Origin of the sequence: Actinoplanes flavus (assembly GCF_017592555.1) — a bacterium.
Lineage (GTDB): Bacteria > Actinomycetota > Actinomycetes > Mycobacteriales > Micromonosporaceae > Actinoplanes > Actinoplanes flavus.
The window spans coordinates 47500-64045 of the sequence record NZ_JAGFNS010000008.1 but is presented as its reverse complement, the minus strand read 5'-3'; the positions used below and the strand labels follow the sequence as shown (position 1 = coordinate 64045).

Sequence of the window (16546 nt, the reverse complement as noted above, 5' to 3'; positions counted from 1 at the left end):
GGATGGAGATCTGGATCAACCCCGAGTGCTCGAAATGCCGGTCCGCGCTGTCGATCCTCGACGCCGAACAGGCGCAGTACACCGTCCGGCACTACCTCGAGGACCCGCCGACGGCGCCCGAGCTGATCGACGTGCTCGCCCGGCTGGGGCTCGATCCCTGGCACATCGTCCGGTTCGGCGAGCCGGTGGCGGCGGAACTCGGTCTGGCGGACTGGCCCCGGGACGCGACGGCCCGGCCGCGGTGGATCGAGGCGCTGGCCGCGCATCCGGCGCTGATCCAGCGGCCGATCATCACGGCTGACGACGGTACGGCCACCGTCGCCCGTACCCCGGAGGCGGTCACGTCCACGCTGGGGCGCTCGGCTTAACGGGGCGGCAACTTCTTGCAGATTCTGGCAGATGATTCCGTACCATTTGGGCTGGTTTCTGGCTTTTGAAGGATCCTCATGGTCTGAACTCTCGTTAACATTTACGTCATCAGATGCTAGCGTCTGCGCAACATTGCAAGGCCTTGCATCGATCGCGGTCGGCAGAGGGGCGCCACTCACCGACTTCCTCGTCACCACCCCGCCCCCTCGCGAGGAGGTCTCCCCGCCATGCATCCCCGCTCGCGCCCGATGCCATCGACATCAGGACATCCGTCCCGGCGCCTCGCCCTCGCCCTGACCCTGCTCGTCGCCACCACCACGGCCCTGTCCGGCGGCGTCGTCACCGCGCCGCCGGCCCGCGCCGCGATCGACGCCCAGAGCCTGGGAGCGCGCTACGGCAGCTCCGGCAGCACCATCACCTTCCGGGTCCACTCGGCGTCGGCCACCCGGATCGCGGTCTACCTCTACAGCGCCGCCACCGGCGCGCAGGAGAAGGCCAGCTACGTCCTGACCGAGACCAGCGACACCTTCGCCACCACGGTCGGCGTGGCCGACCTGGCCGCCCGCGGCATCACCGGCACGGTCTACTACGGCTACCGCGCCTGGGGGCCCAACTGGCCGTACACCGCCGGCTGGACCAAAGGCTCGACCGCCGGATTCGGCTCCGACGTGGACGCCGCCGGCAACCGGTTCAACCCCAACAAACTGCTGATCGACCCGTACGCGAGGGAGATCAGCCACGACCCGCTCACGCCGAGCCGGACCAGCGCGAACGGATACGACTCCGGTGCCGAGCGCGCGACCGACACCGGCACCTTCGCCCCCAAGAGCATCGTTCTGCCGGCGGCGACCGGCGCGACCGGCACCAAACCCACCCGGGCGTTCAAGGACGACATCGTGTACGAGGTGCACCTGCGCGGCCTCACCAGGAACGACCCCTCGATCGCCGCGGCCTACCGGGGCACCTACCGCGGCGCCGGCCTCAAAGCCGCCTACCTCGCGTCGCTGGGTGTGACCGCGGTGGAGTTCCTGCCCGTTCAGGAGACCCAGAACGACACCATCGACGTCGACGCCACCGGCACCTCCGGCGACAACTACTGGGGGTACATGACCCTCAACTATTTCGCCCCCGACCGCCGCTACGCCTACGACAAGTCACCCGGCGGGCCGACCGCCGAGTTCCAGGCCATGGTCAAGGCCTACCACGACGCCGGCATCAAGGTCCTCGTCGACGTGGTCTACAACCACACCGGCGAGGACGGGCCCCAGGGCGACAAGAACACCTACCACCTGTTCTCCTGGCGCGGCCTCGACAACCCCACCTACTACTCACTGACCAGCGACCGGCAGAGCCCCTGGGACAACACCGGCGTCGGCGGCAACTACAACACCGCCAACCCGGTCGCGCAGAACCTCATCGTCGACTCCGTGGCCTACTGGAAGAACACCCTCGGCGTCGACGGCTTCCGGTTCGACCTGGCGTCCGTCCTCGGCAACACCTGCCAGCACGGATGCTTCAACTACCACCGCACCGACAGCGGCACGGCCCTCAACCGCCTCGTCGCCGAAATGCCCGCCCGCCCGGCGGGCGGCGGCTCCGGAGTCGACTGGATCGCCGAGCCGTGGGCCATCGGCGGCAACAGCTACCAGGTCGGCAACTTCCCGGCCGGCTGGTCGGAATGGAACGGCATCTACCGCGACACCGTGCGCCGCGACCAGAACAAACTGGGTGTCGACGCGGTCACCCCGGGCGAGCTCGCCAACCGCTTCGCCGGATCGTCCGACCTGTACGGCGACGACGGCCGCCGGCCATGGAACTCGGTCAACTTCATGGTCGCCCACGACGGTTTCACCCTCAAGGACCTCTACTCCTGCAACGCGAAGAACAACAACCAACCCTGGCCGTACGGGCCGTCCGACGGCGGCTCCGACGACAACATCTCCTGGGACCAGGGGGCGGTGGCAGCCGACCAGCGCAAGGCCGCCCGCAACGGTCACGCCCTGCTCCTGCTGTCGGGCGGCACGCCGATGATGACCGGCGGCGACGAGTACCTGCGGGGCGTCAACTGCAACAACAACCCGTACAACGTCGACTCCAGCGCCAACTGGCTCACCTGGGCGCCCGGCACCGACCAGACGAACTTCGCCACCTTCACCAGCCGGCTGCTCGCGTTCCGCAAGGCGCATCCCGCCCTGCGGCCGGTGAACTTCTACACCGCCGCCGACACCAACGGCAACGGACTCGGCCAACTGGCCTGGTTCACCCCGGCCGGCGCCACACCGGACGCCGCGTACTGGGCGGACGCGAACAACCACGCGCTCGCCTGGCGCATCGACGGCAGCGAGTTCGGCGACTCCGCGACGGGGATCTACGTCGCCTACAACGGCTGGTCCGGCGACGTCACCTTCACCCTGCCGGCACCACCCGCGGGCAAGCAGTGGTACCGGGTCACCGACACCTCCACCTGGGCCGAAGGACCCAACCAGGTGGCCGGCCCCGGCGCCGAGGCACTCATCGGCGGCGCGTCCACCACGTACCTGCTGCGTGCCCGGGCCGTGCTTCTGCTCGTCGCCAAGTAGGCCGGCATCCGGCGAATGTCGTACCCGGCCGGTAGGTTGCGCCGCGTGGAACACACCGGGACATCGAACACCGTGCCGCCGGAGGACGTCTTCGTCCTGCCCGACGCCTGGCTGAAGCACCTGCATCCGCGTCGCGGCGGCGCCGCGGGCCGGCCATACGTGGCCGACCCGCAGGCCCGTGCCAGGGTCGACTCGATCCTTGCCGAGCGACACCATGAGGTCGCCCGGATCCTCTCCGCGGCCTCCACTTCGGAGGCCGTCCGGGTGGCGGCCGCCCAGTGGCTCGCCGGGGCCGCCGATCCGCTGGGCGCGGCCGCCGTCGCCGTCGCCGTACCGGTGGACGGCGCCACGCTGGCGGACGCGTGGATCGACCAGCACGGGATGCGGTTCGCGGCGCTCGCCGCGGCCGAGATGCCGACCCTGCTGATCGTCGACGACAAGCTGCCACCCGGCTGGCACCACACCCCCATGGCCGAACCCGGGATCCGGCGCCGGCAGCCCGGCGACAGCCCTCACGAGGCGCCGGCGGGCGTGGGGCAGCTGTTGAGGGTCCGGGCCGCTCTCGCGTCCGCGTCGCAGGAGGAGTTCGACCAGGTCGTCGCCGCGCTGAGCGGCCACCGTGCGGGGCCGGCACACGCCCGGGCCGCATGTTCGGTGCTGGTTCCGCGAGCCGACTGGGTGGAGCAGGACGTCACCGACACGCTGTCCAGCGATGATCACGACAGGGCCGTGATGCTGCTCTACTCGGTGACGACCGCGGCGCAGGCCGGGGCGCTCGCCCGCATGGTCGACCTCATGCGAGTCGCCGCCGACGAGCTGGTGATCACCCTCGTCGACGGTGTGGGCCCGGCCATCGCGCCCGTCCTGCTCTACTGGATCGACGACGAATACACGAGTTACCTCTCCACCGGCGCCATGCCGCGTCTCCTGTCGACCCTGGCCGCCCTGCCCGGCGACGACGCCATGCGCGGCCTGCTGGCCCGCTCGGACCGTCGCAACGTCAAGGCTGCCCTGTTGAAGTCGGTCGAGCGATTCCCAGCACGGGCCATCCGCATCCTCGCCGAGGCCGGCGACGAGATGCTGCGCGTACACGTGATCAACCACCTCGGCCTGGTCGACCAGGTCCTTCCGCTGCTCGGCCCGGAGGCCGCCGACCGGGTCCGGGCCGCCGCGGCCCGGAACGACGTGGCGACCGCTCCGGCGTCCGCCGTGCCGCCCGTGCTGGCCGACCCACCCTGGCAGAACCGTCGGAAGGCCGCGAAGCCACCCGTCGTCTCCGGCCTCACCTGCGCCGACGCGGCGCAGGTGCACTGGCTTGCGGGCGAGCGGGAGGACTGGGCGGAGCGGGCCGACTGGTACCGCGACGAGCCCGTGACCGACTGGTCCGCCCTCGCCGAGACGGTGATCAACGGAACCGTCCGCTGGTCTCCCCATCCCGGCCAGTTCTTCACCCGGGCACCGGAAGACGTGGTGCGTGCGGCACTCACCCGGTGGAAACCGCGGGCGAGCTACGACTCGGACCGGTGGCTCGCGGTCACCGCGGCCCGGCTCGGCATCGACCTGCTGCCCGCGCTGCTGACCGTCGCCCGGGCGTCACCCGCCGACCACGGCCCGCTGCTCATGCCGTTCACCTCACCCGCGGTCGCGGCGCAGATGGCCGACTGGTCGGCGCGGCTCAAGTCGATGCGCCGCATCACCCGGCAGTGGCTGCTGCGGCATCCGGCGGCCGCCGCCCGGGCCCTCGTCCCAGCCGCCCTGGGCAAGGCCGGCAACGCCCGTCGCCAGGCCGAGCGAGCGCTGCTCATCCTGCACGACCACGGCCACACCGCAGTGATCCGGGAGGCCGCCGCCGGCTACGGTCCGCAGGCCGTCGCCGGAGTGGAAGCGCTGTTCACCGCCGACCCGCTGATGGCCCTTCCGAGCCGGATGCCCACGCCACCGCAGTGGGTCGCGCCCGGCGTGCTGCCGCCGGTACGGCTGCGCGACGGCTCCGGCGCCCTGCCCGCCGAAGCCGCCGCCACCATCGTCCTGATGCTGATGATCTCCCGCCCGGACGACCCGTACGCCGGCCTCGACCTGGTCCGGGAGGCCGTCGAACCGGCCGATCTCGCCGAGTTCGGCTGGGCCCTGTTCGAGCTGTGGCAGTCCGCCGGAGCCCCCGCCAAGGACGGCTGGGTCCTCGACGCGGTCGCGCTGACCGGCAACGACGAGGTCGCCGCCCGGCTCGCCCCGCTGATCGTCTCGTGGCCCAGCGAGGGACGCACCGCCGCCGCGGTCGCCGGGTTGTCCGTGCTGGTCGGCATGGGGACCGACGCAGCGCTCATGCACCTGCACCGCATCTCGCAGAAAGCCAAGTCCACGCCGCTGCGCCACGCCGCCGCCGACCGGATCACCGAGATCGCCGAGACGCTCGGGCTGACCGCCGAGCAGCTGGCCGACCGGCTGGTACCCGACTTCGGGCTGGACGCCGACGGCAGCCTGCGGCTGGACTACGGGCCGCGGCAGTTCGTGGTCGGTTTCGACGAGCAGCTGCGGCCGTTCGTGGTCGGCGCGGACGGCAAGCGGCTCAAGGCGCTGCCCAAACCGGGCGCCCGGGACGACGCGGAACTCGCCGAGGCCTCCTACCGGCGGTTCTCCGCCCTGAAGCGGGAGGTCCGCAAGATCTCCACCGAACAGGTCAAGCGGCTGGAACAGGCCATGGTCACCGGCCGGCGCTGGACCGGGGCGGAGTTCCGGCGGCTGTTCGTCGACCACCCGCTCATGTGGCACATCGGGCGGCGGCTCGTCTGGACCCGTTTCGACGACGACGGCGCCGTGGTGGGCGCGCTGCGGATCGCCGAGGACCGCAGCCTCGCCGACGTCGACGACGAACCCGTCGAGCTGGGCGAGGACGACGTGGTCGGCGTCGCGCATCCGGTCCACCTGGCCACGGACACCTCCCGATGGGCCGAGGTGTTCGCCGACTACCAGATCCTGCAACCGTTCGCCCAGCTCGGCCGTCCGGTGTACACGCTCACCGACCAGGAGACGGCCACCGGGCGGCTGGAGCGTTTCGAGGGCGTGACCGTGGCGACCACCAAGGTGATCATGCTGGACCGGCGCGGCTGGAGCCGGCAGGAAGCGGTGAACGCCGGAATCCAGCCGGGCTTCGACCGGCCGGCCGGCCCCGGGCGGGTCCTGTCCGTCCATCTCGATCCGGGCATCGTCGGCCAGGTCGGCTTCGACGCCGAGCAGAAACTGGTCGCGGTCTACCTGCACGACGGCAGCGCCCACGCCTGGGGCCTCACCGACGACCAGACACTGCCGCTGAGCGGCCTGGATCCCGTCACCGCGTCGGAGGTGCTGCGCGACCTGACGGACGTCACCACCTGACCGCGGCCGGCTCCTTGCCGATCTCGAAACTCGGGAGCGTGTTGTGGATGCCGTTCACCATGCTCGCCGCCACCCCGCCGGTCACGGCCAGGAGGACGTCCTGCTCGTCCTCCTGGCCGTCCCGGTCGGCCTGATCCCCGGTCGCGTCGTACCAGGGTTCGTGTCCCTTCGCCCCGCAGCCGGCCCGGTGTAGCTGCCCAGGCCCCGCCCCGTCAGGAGGCGACGGCCGTGGTCCGGGCGGTGGTGCGTTCGGGCGATGTCCGGCGACGCCAGTAGTGCACGGTGACGATCCACAACAGCGGGCCCCACAGGACGAGTGGCAGGTATGCGATCCAGAACACCACCGACTGCTCGCTGGTGAACTCCATCACGCCGGAGGAACCGTCCAACTTCCGGCCCGATGCCAACATGAGCAGGGCGTACGGCCACAGCAGGGTGCAGGCGGTGGCGCCGATCGAGGCCGGCACGACGGCGGCGAGCACCGGTACACGTCGCCCACCGAGCCCGGGGACCCATCGCGGGACGACCTCACCCCAGGTCGCCACCAGGCCTACCGCCAGGTACGCGAGTAGCTCGCTGACGACGGTGAGCAGGATGACGTACAGCGGTCCGTCCCACACCACGGGACCTCGGCCGTCGACGGGAGGCGGCTTGTCGATCAGGTGGGCATCCGCCACGACCAGCGCGATGCGCCAGACGCCGGAGGGCAGGACGGTGAGCGCGGCCCCGTAGGCGCACCAGACCGTCCATCGGGGCACCCCGTCGGCGATCCGGCCGTGCAGATTGATCATCCGCTCTTCTCCTCAACCGTCTGGAAATCGGAATATGGCTGAGAAACACCATTCCGTCGCGACTGTTTCGGCACGGCTCACGCATGTGCTCGGCGGGTACGCCGGAAATACGACCAGCCGGCGGCCGGGAGCGCCACCGTCCATGCCAGCAATATGGGCAGGCCGATGAGTGCGCCGGTGATGGTGAACGGATCGGCAGGGCTGGCATCGGCAATGGCCTGGGGGATCCGAACGGGAAGTGTGAGCGCGTAGACGACCATCAGGGCGGAGCCGAGCACGGTCGGGGTGAGCGGGAACCATGCCGGTACCCGGCGTCCGCCCAGCAACGGAATCCACCGCGGATACGTCAACCCCCATGGCCGGATGAGTCCGAGCGAGAGTATGCCGCCGAGGATGGCGAGCACGGTCAGCAGGCTGAGATAGAACGCTCCGGCGGGTATGCCCAGGATCCCGTCGGGATAGTCCTCTGTTCCGTTGCTGCGGCCGTGGTACCAGGCATCGAAGCTCTCCGCGTGGGCGAGGAAGGGGATGCCGAAGATCCAGGGCAGATGGAGGGGAACGAAGCCGAGGATGGGCGCGATCCAGCCCACCGTTCCAGCGATCCGCGCCCATCGGGGTGGATCGGGGACATCGACGGTATTCATAGGCGACAGTCTTCATATGCTCGGCTGTGAACAGCCTGAGAATGGTTCCGCAGCCGAAACCCGAGGATTCTGGCATCCGGCGGCTGTGATACCGCTGAGAGCCGCATCCGCCGGCGGCGAAATGGAAATCCGGGCTTCCGATAATGTGTCGGCCATGCCGCGTGCTGATGTGGACAAGAATCCTCGTGAAGTCGCCACCATGTTCGACGGAGTGGCTCGCCACTATGACCTGGCCAATACGGTGATGTGTTTCGGGCTCGACCGCTACTGGCGCCGGGAGACGCGTAGAGCGCTCGCTCCGAAACCCGGCGACCGCGTGCTCGATCTGGCCGGTGGGACCGGTGCGTCGACCGTCGAACTGGGCCGGTCGGGCGCCTTCTGCGTGTGCGTGGACTTCTCCCAGGAGATGCTCTGGCGTGGACGCCAACTGGGCCGGCACGTTCCGATGGTGGCCGGCGACGGCCTGCGCCTGCCGTTTCCGGACGGCGCCTTCGATGCCGTCACCGTGTCGTTCGGACTGCGCAACATGAACGACACGCGGGCGGCGCTCGCCGAGATGGCGCGCGTCACCCGGCCCGGCGGCCGGCTCGTCGTCGGTGAATTCTCGACGCCGCTGTTCGCTCCTTTCCGCGTGGTCTACCAGAACTACATCCCCCGGGCGCTGCCCAGCCTCGCCAAGATCGTCTCGTCCAACCCCGAGGCGTACGAATACCTCGCACAGTCCATCCGTGACTGGCCCGCCCAGCGCGAACTCGCCGCCACCGTCGCCGCCGCCGGATGGACGGAAGTGAGCTGGCGAAACCTCACCAACGGCATCGTCGCGCTGCACCGGGCCGTCAAGCCCACCTGAGCTTGCCGTTCAACCTCGGCGCCGGGCTCGGCCGCAAGCGTCCCGCGGCGAATCCGTGCCTCGCCGGCGGCGTTCCTTCACGCTGGCTGCGTGACATCACAGCATCCTCAGACTGCCGGCTGAGGCCGAGCCGGCTCGCGGCAGGCCTTGGGCGGGGTCTCTCCGACTATGGGGTCGCCGAGTTGCGATCGCTACGGGAAGATCCCGGCGTATATCGCATTCGACGTCGATCTCACTCCTCACGGATCCACGGCCGCGTGCGTCGAGACGCTGCGGGCCCTCGACCCATCTGGATGGTCGGACGACCTCTGGAACCACGCACCGAACGCTCCGGGCATGTTGCTCCCGGAGACTCGTTTCGTATGGCTGGTGGCAGACGAACGGCAGTGACCCGCGATCGGCCGGGCCGGCTGGCGCACCAGACTCGCCCGCCGGGGACGCCACGCGCCGTCAGCGGCCGTTCGGGACCCTCGTCGAGGGCCACCAGGCCGGCTGACCGGTAGTGATGATTCGGCGGGGTGTGGGCACCCGACCGGCCCGCTTCGTTCGCTTCGAGGGTTTCCGCCTTGGGATCCTGGCGTGGTGACCCGCATTCTTCTCGTCCGGCACGCGATGCCGGAGATCGATCCGGCTGTTCCGGCGCGACAGTGGCGGCTGAGCCCGGACGGCAGGGCCGCCGCCCGGGAACTGGCTCCGCTGATTCCGGCGGCCGCCCGGTTCGTGGCCAGCCCGGAACCGAAGGCCCGGGAAACGCTGGCCGAGATCGCCGGGCCCGCGCCGGTGGGCGTCGACGCCGGATTCGCCGAGGTGCGCCGGCCGTCCGGGTGGACCGGCGGCGGCGAATACCGGGCCGCCGCCCGCGCCTACCTCAACGGGGCCGAGCACGACGGCTGGGAGCCACGGGATCAGGTGGTGGCCCGCTTCGGCGCCGCCGTCGACCGGCACGTCGCCGAGGGCGGGACCCTGGTCATCGGCACGCACGGGCTGGCCGGCACGCTGTGGCTGAACAGCCGGTCGGCGTTCGGGTGGCCGGCCGAGCGCCTGTGGGCCGCGTTGCGGTTCCCGGACCTGATCGAAGCCGCGCCCGACGTACGTTTTCTGCTCGCTCCGAAAGGCTGAGCCCACAGCCGGACCGCGCCCCGGTCCGAGGCCGCACGCTGGGCGAAGGCATGATGTGGGCGTGTTGATCACCAGGCTCGTCACCGTTCCGCTGGTTCTGCTGCTCGCCGGTTGCACCGCGGAATCCGGGGTGTCGCCGCTCACGCCACCCCGTCGGGCGCGCCTGCCGCGTCGCCCCCGCTGGCGTCGGCCGAACCACCGGCGACGCCGCTGCCGACGATCCCGGGTGAGCTGGCACGCTTCGAGCTCGAAGGGGCCATCGCCAGCGGCAGGCACGGCGGGAGCAAGCCGGTGGCCGGCACCGAGTACGGGGTCAAGGCCGCCTGCGTGGGCCCGGGTGACGTCACCTTCACCGTGAGCGGGGCCGGGGCGGTCCGGATCGCCGAGTTCAGTCTTCCGTGCGACGGCGTCGCCACCTTGAACGGGCTGGGCGACCTACCACCCTCCTCGGCGATCCAGGTCGACGCGGCGGACACCGAGAACGTGTCCCGCGCCTGGGCCGTCGTCGCCCCGCTCGACGCCCTGCGCTGACGCCCGTTCCACCCTGAACCGCACCAGCCCGGTGTAGCAACGGAGAGACCGGCGAACGCGGGCCGGGTGCGGGTCGCCAGGGAACCACGGTTTCGCCGGGAACGGGACCATCGGCGCCGGCACGGCGGGCGGGCCGATCGGGCGCGGGGCCGCGTTGATCAAGCACACCGCGCCGCGCGGCTGGATCGGTGCGCAACGCGTGCCGCGGCTGCCCGATAGCCGTACCGGCCGCGGACCGCCGGCGTCCGTAGCCGCACCGACGCCTGCCTGGCGAGGACCGGGCCGGCGAGGGCGGGGAGCAGGAGCAGCGGTCCGCCGGTCAGGAGAGGTCGGTGGACTCTCCCAGGGCGATCCGGGCGTACGTGGTCTCGCCCTTGAACTCCATCCACGCGTCGAAGTTGGCGAAACCGACGTCGGTGGACAGCATCCGGTCATGGATCGGGAAGGCCCGGCGCGGGGCGATCGCCCGGGTCATCTCCAGGGCCTCGCGCAGCTTCGCCCACGGCGCGGCGGCCGGCACCAGCAGGGTGGTGACGGGCGTTTCCGGTACGAAGTACGAGTCGCCGGGGTGGTAGACGCCGTCCACCACGTACCCGAGATTGGCGCAGCCGGGCAGGCCGTCGATGATTTCGGCGTGCCGCCCGCCGACCGCGGTCACCCAGAATCCGGCCGCCTCGAACTCGTCGCCGGCGTTGACCACGGTGGCTGTCGGCAGCAGTGCCCGCACTGCCTCCGGCGCGAAGATCCGCAGCTCACGTGTTGACGTCAACTCATTGATGCGTTCGGCGTCAACATGGTCGTCATGTTCATGGGTGATCAATATGTCGGTGACCCCGTCGAACGCCTCCGCCTCGGTCCACACACCCGGATCGATCAGCAGGCGCCGGTCGTTGTCGGCGATCCGGACACAGGCGTGGGTGAATTTCGTCAGCCGCATCGGCTCACCCTAGCGAGATCACGTAGCAGCGCGCCGGCCCGTCGCTGCTCGGCCGGATCGCCGAACGGGGCGGCGGCGAACTCGGTGATGCCGGTGTCCTCGAGGCGGCGGACGGCGCGCGCCACCGACTCCTCGTCGCCGACGATCGCGACGTCGGCCGGGCCCGCCGCGCCCTCGCGGTCGAGAACCGCGCGGTACTCGGGAACCTGGCCCGCCATCCCGAACCGCTCCGCGATCCGGCGGCGCGCGCCGGCCTCGTCGCCGGTGACACAGACCGGCAGGGCCGCGACGATGCGCGGGGGCGCGGGGGCCGCTTCGCGGATCAGGGGTACGACGTGCGACTCCAGTGTCCGCGGACCGGTCATCCACGTGATCGCGCCATCGGTGCACGATCCGGCCAGGCGCAGCATCGCCGGGCCGAGGGCGGCCAGCAGGACCGGTGGGGGTGCGGTCGCCGGCAGTTCGACCGTACCGATGCTGGTCAGGAATCGACCGGTGTGGGTGACCGGCTCGCCGCGCAGGAGCGGCAGCAGGATGGATAGGTATTCGCGCAGGTAGCGGACGGGTTGTTCGGTGGGCAGGCCGAACATCGCGCTGGTCATCGCGCCGATGCCGGCGCCGATGCCGAGGGTGAGGCGGTTGCCGGTGGCGGCCTGGACGGACAGTGCCTGCCCGGCCAGGAGCAACGGATGTCGTTGCCGGACGGGGACGACCGCGGTGCCGAGGCGGATGCCGGGGGCGTGGGTGCCGGCGACGACGAGAGCCGTGAGGGCGTCCCAGCCGAGCGCCTGCGCCGCCCACACGCCGAGGCCGTCGGCGGCGGTGACCTGGTCTTTCAGGTCGGCGGCGGTCGCCGGTCCCCGCACGTCACCGATCATGATGCTGATGTCCATGGTGTTCGTCCTATCCGGAGTGGTTCTCCGGTACGATACGGAGAGGTTCTCCGGATGGGAAGAGTGGGATGAGAAGCGACGCACGGCAGAACCGCGACCGGGTGCTGGCCGCGGCGCGGGACGAGTTCACCGCGCACGGTGCGGCCGCCTCGCTCAACAAGATCGCGCAGCGGGCCGGGGTCGGTCCGGGCACCCTCTACCGGCACTTCCCGTCGGCGCAGGCACTGCTCGTCGCGATCATCACGGAGGACGTGGCGGCGCTCGTCGATCACGGGCGTGAGCTGCTCGGTCATCCGTCGCCGGGGGAGGCGCTGCGGATCTGGCTGCGAGCCGTCGCGGTGCACGCGACCGCGATGCGCGGGCTGGTGGCGACCGAGTTGCTGGGCGCGGATCCGGCACTGGCCGAGTGTCATGACCGGATCCGGGCGGTCGCCGGAGAGCTGTCGGAGCGTGCGGGGGTTCGTGACGATGTGGACGATCTGCTGGCCGTGGTGAGCGCGGTGGCGTGGGCGAGCGAGCGGCTTCCGGGAGATCCGGGGCGCCTCGACCGGCTGCTGACCCTCGTCACCCGGGGACTGCCATGATCCGATAGCGTGCCGGATCGTGAACCCCCTGCTGCGAAGGTTCGTCGATCTCCTCGAGGACGGGCTGGCGCCCGACGGCTTCGTGCGCCGCGGTCCGGTCTACCGGTACTTCGACGCCGACGGCAACGGCATCGCCCTCGACATCCAGCGGACCACCGCGATGGGCGGGGAGGTCGAGTTCTTCGTCAACGCCGGGGTGCTGCTCGCCCCGTACGTGCGGTATTTCCTGGACGACGAGGATCCGCGCCTGGACGTCATGCCGCATCACGGTGTCTGGGAGCACCGCCTGGTGGCGGGCGACGGTGACCACCGGTTCTCGCTGGCCGATCAGGCCGGGGCGGACCGCGCCGCCGAGGTCGTGCTGACCTGGACGAGGGCGAACGTCCCCCGGCTGAAGGGCTGGCTCGGCGACTACGACGCCATGCTCGCCGCCGTCGCCGAGGACGCGGAACGGGCCAGGCGGGCCCGCGCCGAGCAACTCGCCTCCGGGGAGTGGAAACCCGGCCGCTGGCCCGACGGTACGTGGCGCGAGAAGGTCATCCGGCTCTACCGGGATGCCGAGCGCGGCGACGTCGGCGCGGTCAGCGCGCAGATCGGGACAGGCAAGACCGTCGACCCGGACTCGGTCCACGCGGCCGCGCTGGCCTACGCCGAACAGCGCCGCACCGAACGGAAGGACTGACCGGCATGGGGTACTCGGGTCTGGTCGTCATCGCGCGTACCGGTGACACCCGCCTCGACGATCTGGCATGCATCGAGGACCTGCTGGTCGTCGCACGCGGTGATCTGCGGGTGGGTGGCTGGCGAATCGGTTTCCTCGGGCAGAACGACGACACGTCACCCGGGCGGCTCGCGGCGGATCTGGCGCTGGAGACGGCGGCGCCGGCCATCGCGATGTGGGTGGTGGACAGCGACTGCGCCTTCGCGGTGGCGGAACAGGTCTCCGGGGAGCGGGTCGAGTTCTACCTCAACGAGGAGATCGTCGAGGAGTTGGCGGGGGACGACTTCGAGCCACTCAACAGCGAGGCCGTCGCCGGGCTGATCCGCTGGGCCGGCGGCGGCGACCCCGATCGGCTGGCGGCCGCGCTGGAGGAGAGCCCCGGCCCGTTCGGCGACGGCATCTACGCGTTCGCCGAGGCGCTGGGGATCGGGCCGTTGCCACCGGCGTGATGCCGGGCGGGCCCGCTGCCCCAGCTCAAGCCGGGTGACCGCTGCCCCCAGCTTGCGTCGGGTGGGCCCGCTGCCCCAGCTGATGCGGGGGTGGCCCAGCTGCCCCCAGCTCGAGCCGGGGGCAGCGGTCACCTCAGCGGACCGCGCAGGTGGCGCCGTTGAGGGTGAAGGCGGCCGGGACCGGGTTGCTGCCGGTCCAGCTGCCGAGGAAACCGAACGTGGTCGAGCCGCCGGCCGGGACGTTGCCGTTCCAGGAGGCGTTCGTGACGGTCACCGCGGTACCGGTCTGAGCGGGCGTGCCGCCCCACAGCTGGGTGACTCTCTGGCCGCCGGTGAACTGCCAGTCGAGGGTCCAGCCGCTGTAGGCCGCTGTGCCGGTGTTGGCGATCTTGACCTCGCCCTGGAATCCGCCGGGCCAGCTGCCGGTGACCCGGTAGGTGACGGCGCACGACGAGGTGCCGGTCGACGGGCTGACGCTGGCCGACGGCGAGATGCTGACGCTGGCCGACGGCGAGATGCTGACGCTGGCCGACGGCGAGATGCTGACGCTGGCCGACGGCGAGACGCTGACGCTCGCCGAGGGCGAGACGCTGACGCTGGCCGACGGGGACGGCGAGCTGGGTGACGGCGACGTCTCGATCTTGCTGGGGTCGGCCACGCCCCAGTACGCCTGCTTCGCCTGCAACCGTGTGTCGAACAGCAGCGGTGCGTCCTTGCGGGTCACCGGGAACGTGTCCAGCCACGTGTTGTCGTCGGCCAGGCCCCACAGCGTCACCGAGGTGATCTCGCCCGGGTACTTGCGGAACAGGGCGAACATGTCGCGGTAGACGTACGCCTGCTTGAGTAGACGGTCCGCCGGCGGGGTCGTGAAGTTCTCACTGTTGCTCGTGTAGATGCTGACGTCCATCTCGGTGATCTGCTGATCAATGTTGAGCGGAACGAACTTCGTCAACATTGATTCAGTCTCGGCGATCGTCGGCCAGTTCACGTTGATGTGCATCTGGTGCCCGACGCAGTCGATCGGCACACCCTCCGCCTTGAGTGTGCTGACCAGGTTGAACAGATGGTCACGCTTGGCCGCCACGTTGGTGTTGTAGTCGTTGATGCACAGCACCGCGTGCGGGGCCACCTCGCGCGCCACCCGGAAGGCGGTCCGGATGTAGTCCAGTCCGGTCACGTTGTACCAGTTGCTGCGCCGGTTGCCGTCCGACTGGCTCTCGTCGATCACCTCGTTGACCACGTCCCACACACCGATGTCGGTGCCGTAGTGGGCGGCCACGTTGCGGATGTGGTTCTCCAGCCGGGCGAGCAACAGCGTCTTGTCCTCGGCGGTCGCGGTCATCGGTTGACCGTCGGCGCCGGTGAACACCCACGACGGCGTCTGGTTGTGCCAGACCAGCGTGTGACCGCGTACCTTGAGCCCGTTGGCCTTCGCGAACGCCATCAACGGGTCCGCTTGGGCGTACGTGAAAGTGTTCTCGGACGGCTCGGTGGCGTCCCACTTGAGCGCGTTGCCCGGGGTGACCGTGCTGAAGTGCTTGGTGAGCAACTGGCCGTGCTCGGTCACGATCTCCGCGCCGGTGATCGCCGCGCCCACCGGGAACTCGGTGACCACGTCCTTCACCGACGGGATGCCGGTCTGGATCGGCAGCGCCGGCACGTAGCTGGCGGTGACGTCGTCGATGTGGAACGAGTTGGTCGTCGACGCGGTCTCGACATAGACCCGCAGGAACTCGACGTCGGTCGCGAGCGTGTACCGCCCGGTCAGATTCACCCAGGATCCGCTGGTCACCGCGGTGTTGCCGACCACCTGGTCGTAGGCGGCGACGCCACCGGTGCGGCGTTCCACGCTCAGCCGGGCGTTGTCCGAGCCACTGTCCATCCGGACCCACACCGAGATCGTGTAGGCGGTGCCCTTCTCGAAGGTGTCCAGGACGTCGAGCGACGGCCCCTGCCAGGCCGCGGTCCGTCCGGAGATGAGCAGGCTTCCGGTGCCACCGTGTGCCTGGGCGGTGCTGTGCGCGACGGTCTCGGCCGACCGTCCGCCCCAGCCTTGGGCGGTGCCGTCCTCGAAGTCGCTGGTCAAGACGGTGATGGGGGTGGGGTCTTCGGCCGCGTGAGCGGACACGGTGACGGTTACGGCGGCCGCCGGGATCGCCACCAGGAGGGCGGCTATGGCCAGCCGGGGGAGAGCGCGCATGCGCGGCTCCTTCGGGGGGTCGTGACGGGGATAGAGCGACATCGTTGCATGGGAGCGCTCCCATTACAACGGCGTCAAATCCTGCATCGGTACGCCGTTCGCCGCCCCGCCGAACCCGCCCCGTTCCGCCGAGCCGCGCGACCTTTCTGCGCCGTTCCGGCCGCGACGCGCCCGCCGGGCTGACGCGTGCCGTTCCGCATTTCGCGGCGCCGGGAGATCACGGATCCGGGCCACGAGGTCACCCACTGTCGTCGACACTGACAGGGCCGCCGGTTCGATGTAGCTGGGTATCCGGGTGTTGCACACCGGGCGGTTCAGCTACGTCGGCCCGGCCGCGAGGGGCGACACGATCCCGGCAAGCATCGGGCACGTGCCGTCGCCGCCGCCCGCCAACCCGATGAACGCAGGTTGCGCAGCCGAACCCCCACCTCAGCTCGTGACCGGCCCGAACACCGCACCAGCCGCCCGAAAGCCGAAGGTGACATGAGCAACGTGGAACAGCTGTCG

14 protein-coding genes are annotated in these 16546 nt (G+C 70.6%); 9 read left to right on the top strand and 5 right to left on the bottom strand.

Features of this window, described 5'->3' with window-relative positions:
• Positions 1 to 2 precede the first annotated feature (2 nt).
• The 3 genes from J5X75_RS13810 to J5X75_RS13800 all read left to right on the top strand — a co-directional run bounded on the left by J5X75_RS13810 (position 3) and on the right by J5X75_RS13800 (position 6320).
• Positions 3 to 368 (top strand): ArsC/Spx/MgsR family protein, encoded by a 366-nt coding sequence (locus J5X75_RS13810; protein WP_208467764.1) that lies wholly within the window; start codon positions 3 to 5, stop codon positions 366 to 368.
• 249 nt (positions 369 to 617) lie between these two features.
• Positions 618 to 2948, top strand: a complete 2331-nt coding sequence (locus J5X75_RS13805; protein WP_208467763.1) for an isoamylase — start codon at positions 618 to 620, stop codon at positions 2946 to 2948.
• A gap of 45 nt (positions 2949 to 2993) precedes the next feature.
• Positions 2994 to 6320 carry a DUF4132 domain-containing protein gene (locus J5X75_RS13800; protein WP_307798066.1) on the top strand — a complete coding sequence of 1109 codons (3327 nt, stop codon included), beginning with the start codon at positions 2994 to 2996 and terminating at the stop codon, positions 6318 to 6320.
• A 212-nt stretch (positions 6321 to 6532) separates the two neighbouring features.
• Here the strand turns inward: J5X75_RS13800 and J5X75_RS13795 are convergent, their stop codons facing one another.
• Positions 6533 to 7111, bottom strand: coding sequence for a hypothetical protein (locus tag J5X75_RS13795; RefSeq protein ID WP_238487923.1), 579 nt, complete (start codon positions 7109 to 7111; stop codon positions 6533 to 6535).
• A gap of 77 nt (positions 7112 to 7188) precedes the next feature.
• Positions 7189 to 7755, bottom strand: a complete 567-nt coding sequence (locus tag J5X75_RS13790) for a hypothetical protein (protein WP_208467761.1) — start codon at positions 7753 to 7755, stop codon at positions 7189 to 7191.
• 154 nt (positions 7756 to 7909) lie between these two features.
• Here J5X75_RS13790 and J5X75_RS13785 point away from each other — a divergent pair, with 154 nt between their 5' ends.
• The 3 genes from J5X75_RS13785 to J5X75_RS13775 all read left to right on the top strand — a co-directional run bounded on the left by J5X75_RS13785 (position 7910) and on the right by J5X75_RS13775 (position 10255).
• Entirely contained in the window at positions 7910 to 8605 is a 696-nt protein-coding gene (locus J5X75_RS13785; protein WP_208467996.1) for a demethylmenaquinone methyltransferase, read from the top strand.
• A gap of 582 nt (positions 8606 to 9187) precedes the next feature.
• Positions 9188 to 9724 carry a histidine phosphatase family protein gene (locus J5X75_RS13780; RefSeq protein WP_208467760.1) on the top strand — a complete coding sequence of 179 codons (537 nt, stop codon included), beginning with the start codon at positions 9188 to 9190 and terminating at the stop codon, positions 9722 to 9724.
• A 111-nt stretch (positions 9725 to 9835) separates the two neighbouring features.
• A complete protein-coding gene (locus J5X75_RS13775; protein ID WP_208467759.1) occupies positions 9836 to 10255 on the top strand; it encodes a hypothetical protein in 420 nt (139 codons plus the stop codon).
• A 319-nt stretch (positions 10256 to 10574) separates the two neighbouring features.
• Here J5X75_RS13775 and J5X75_RS13770 read toward each other — a convergent pair whose 3' ends face one another.
• Positions 10575 to 11192: an MBL fold metallo-hydrolase gene (locus tag J5X75_RS13770; RefSeq protein ID WP_208467758.1), complete on the bottom strand. Its 618-nt coding sequence runs from the start codon at positions 11190 to 11192 to the stop codon at positions 10575 to 10577.
• Positions 11183 to 12085, bottom strand: a complete 903-nt coding sequence (locus tag J5X75_RS13765; protein WP_208467757.1) for a TIGR03564 family F420-dependent LLM class oxidoreductase — start codon at positions 12083 to 12085, stop codon at positions 11183 to 11185. Before J5X75_RS13765 ends, J5X75_RS13770 begins: the two co-directional genes overlap by 10 nt.
• A gap of 68 nt (positions 12086 to 12153) precedes the next feature.
• On the opposite strand from J5X75_RS13765, the gene J5X75_RS13760 reads away from it, so the two are divergent.
• Genes J5X75_RS13760 through J5X75_RS13750 form a run of 3 tightly spaced genes read left to right on the top strand, consistent with a single transcriptional unit; the run spans position 12154 to position 13839 of the window.
• Positions 12154 to 12669, top strand: coding sequence for a TetR/AcrR family transcriptional regulator (locus J5X75_RS13760; RefSeq protein WP_208467756.1), 516 nt, complete (start codon positions 12154 to 12156; stop codon positions 12667 to 12669).
• A 19-nt stretch (positions 12670 to 12688) separates the two neighbouring features.
• On the top strand, positions 12689 to 13351 hold the full coding sequence (locus J5X75_RS13755; protein WP_208467755.1) for a hypothetical protein: 663 nt from the start codon (positions 12689 to 12691) through the stop codon (positions 13349 to 13351).
• A 5-nt stretch (positions 13352 to 13356) separates the two neighbouring features.
• A complete protein-coding gene (locus J5X75_RS13750; RefSeq protein ID WP_208467754.1) occupies positions 13357 to 13839 on the top strand; it encodes a hypothetical protein in 483 nt (160 codons plus the stop codon).
• 133 nt (positions 13840 to 13972) lie between these two features.
• Here J5X75_RS13750 and J5X75_RS13745 read toward each other — a convergent pair whose 3' ends face one another.
• Positions 13973 to 16039, bottom strand: a complete 2067-nt coding sequence (locus tag J5X75_RS13745) for an endo-1,4-beta-xylanase (protein WP_208467753.1) — start codon at positions 16037 to 16039, stop codon at positions 13973 to 13975.
• Positions 16040 to 16546: the final 507 nt, after the last annotated feature.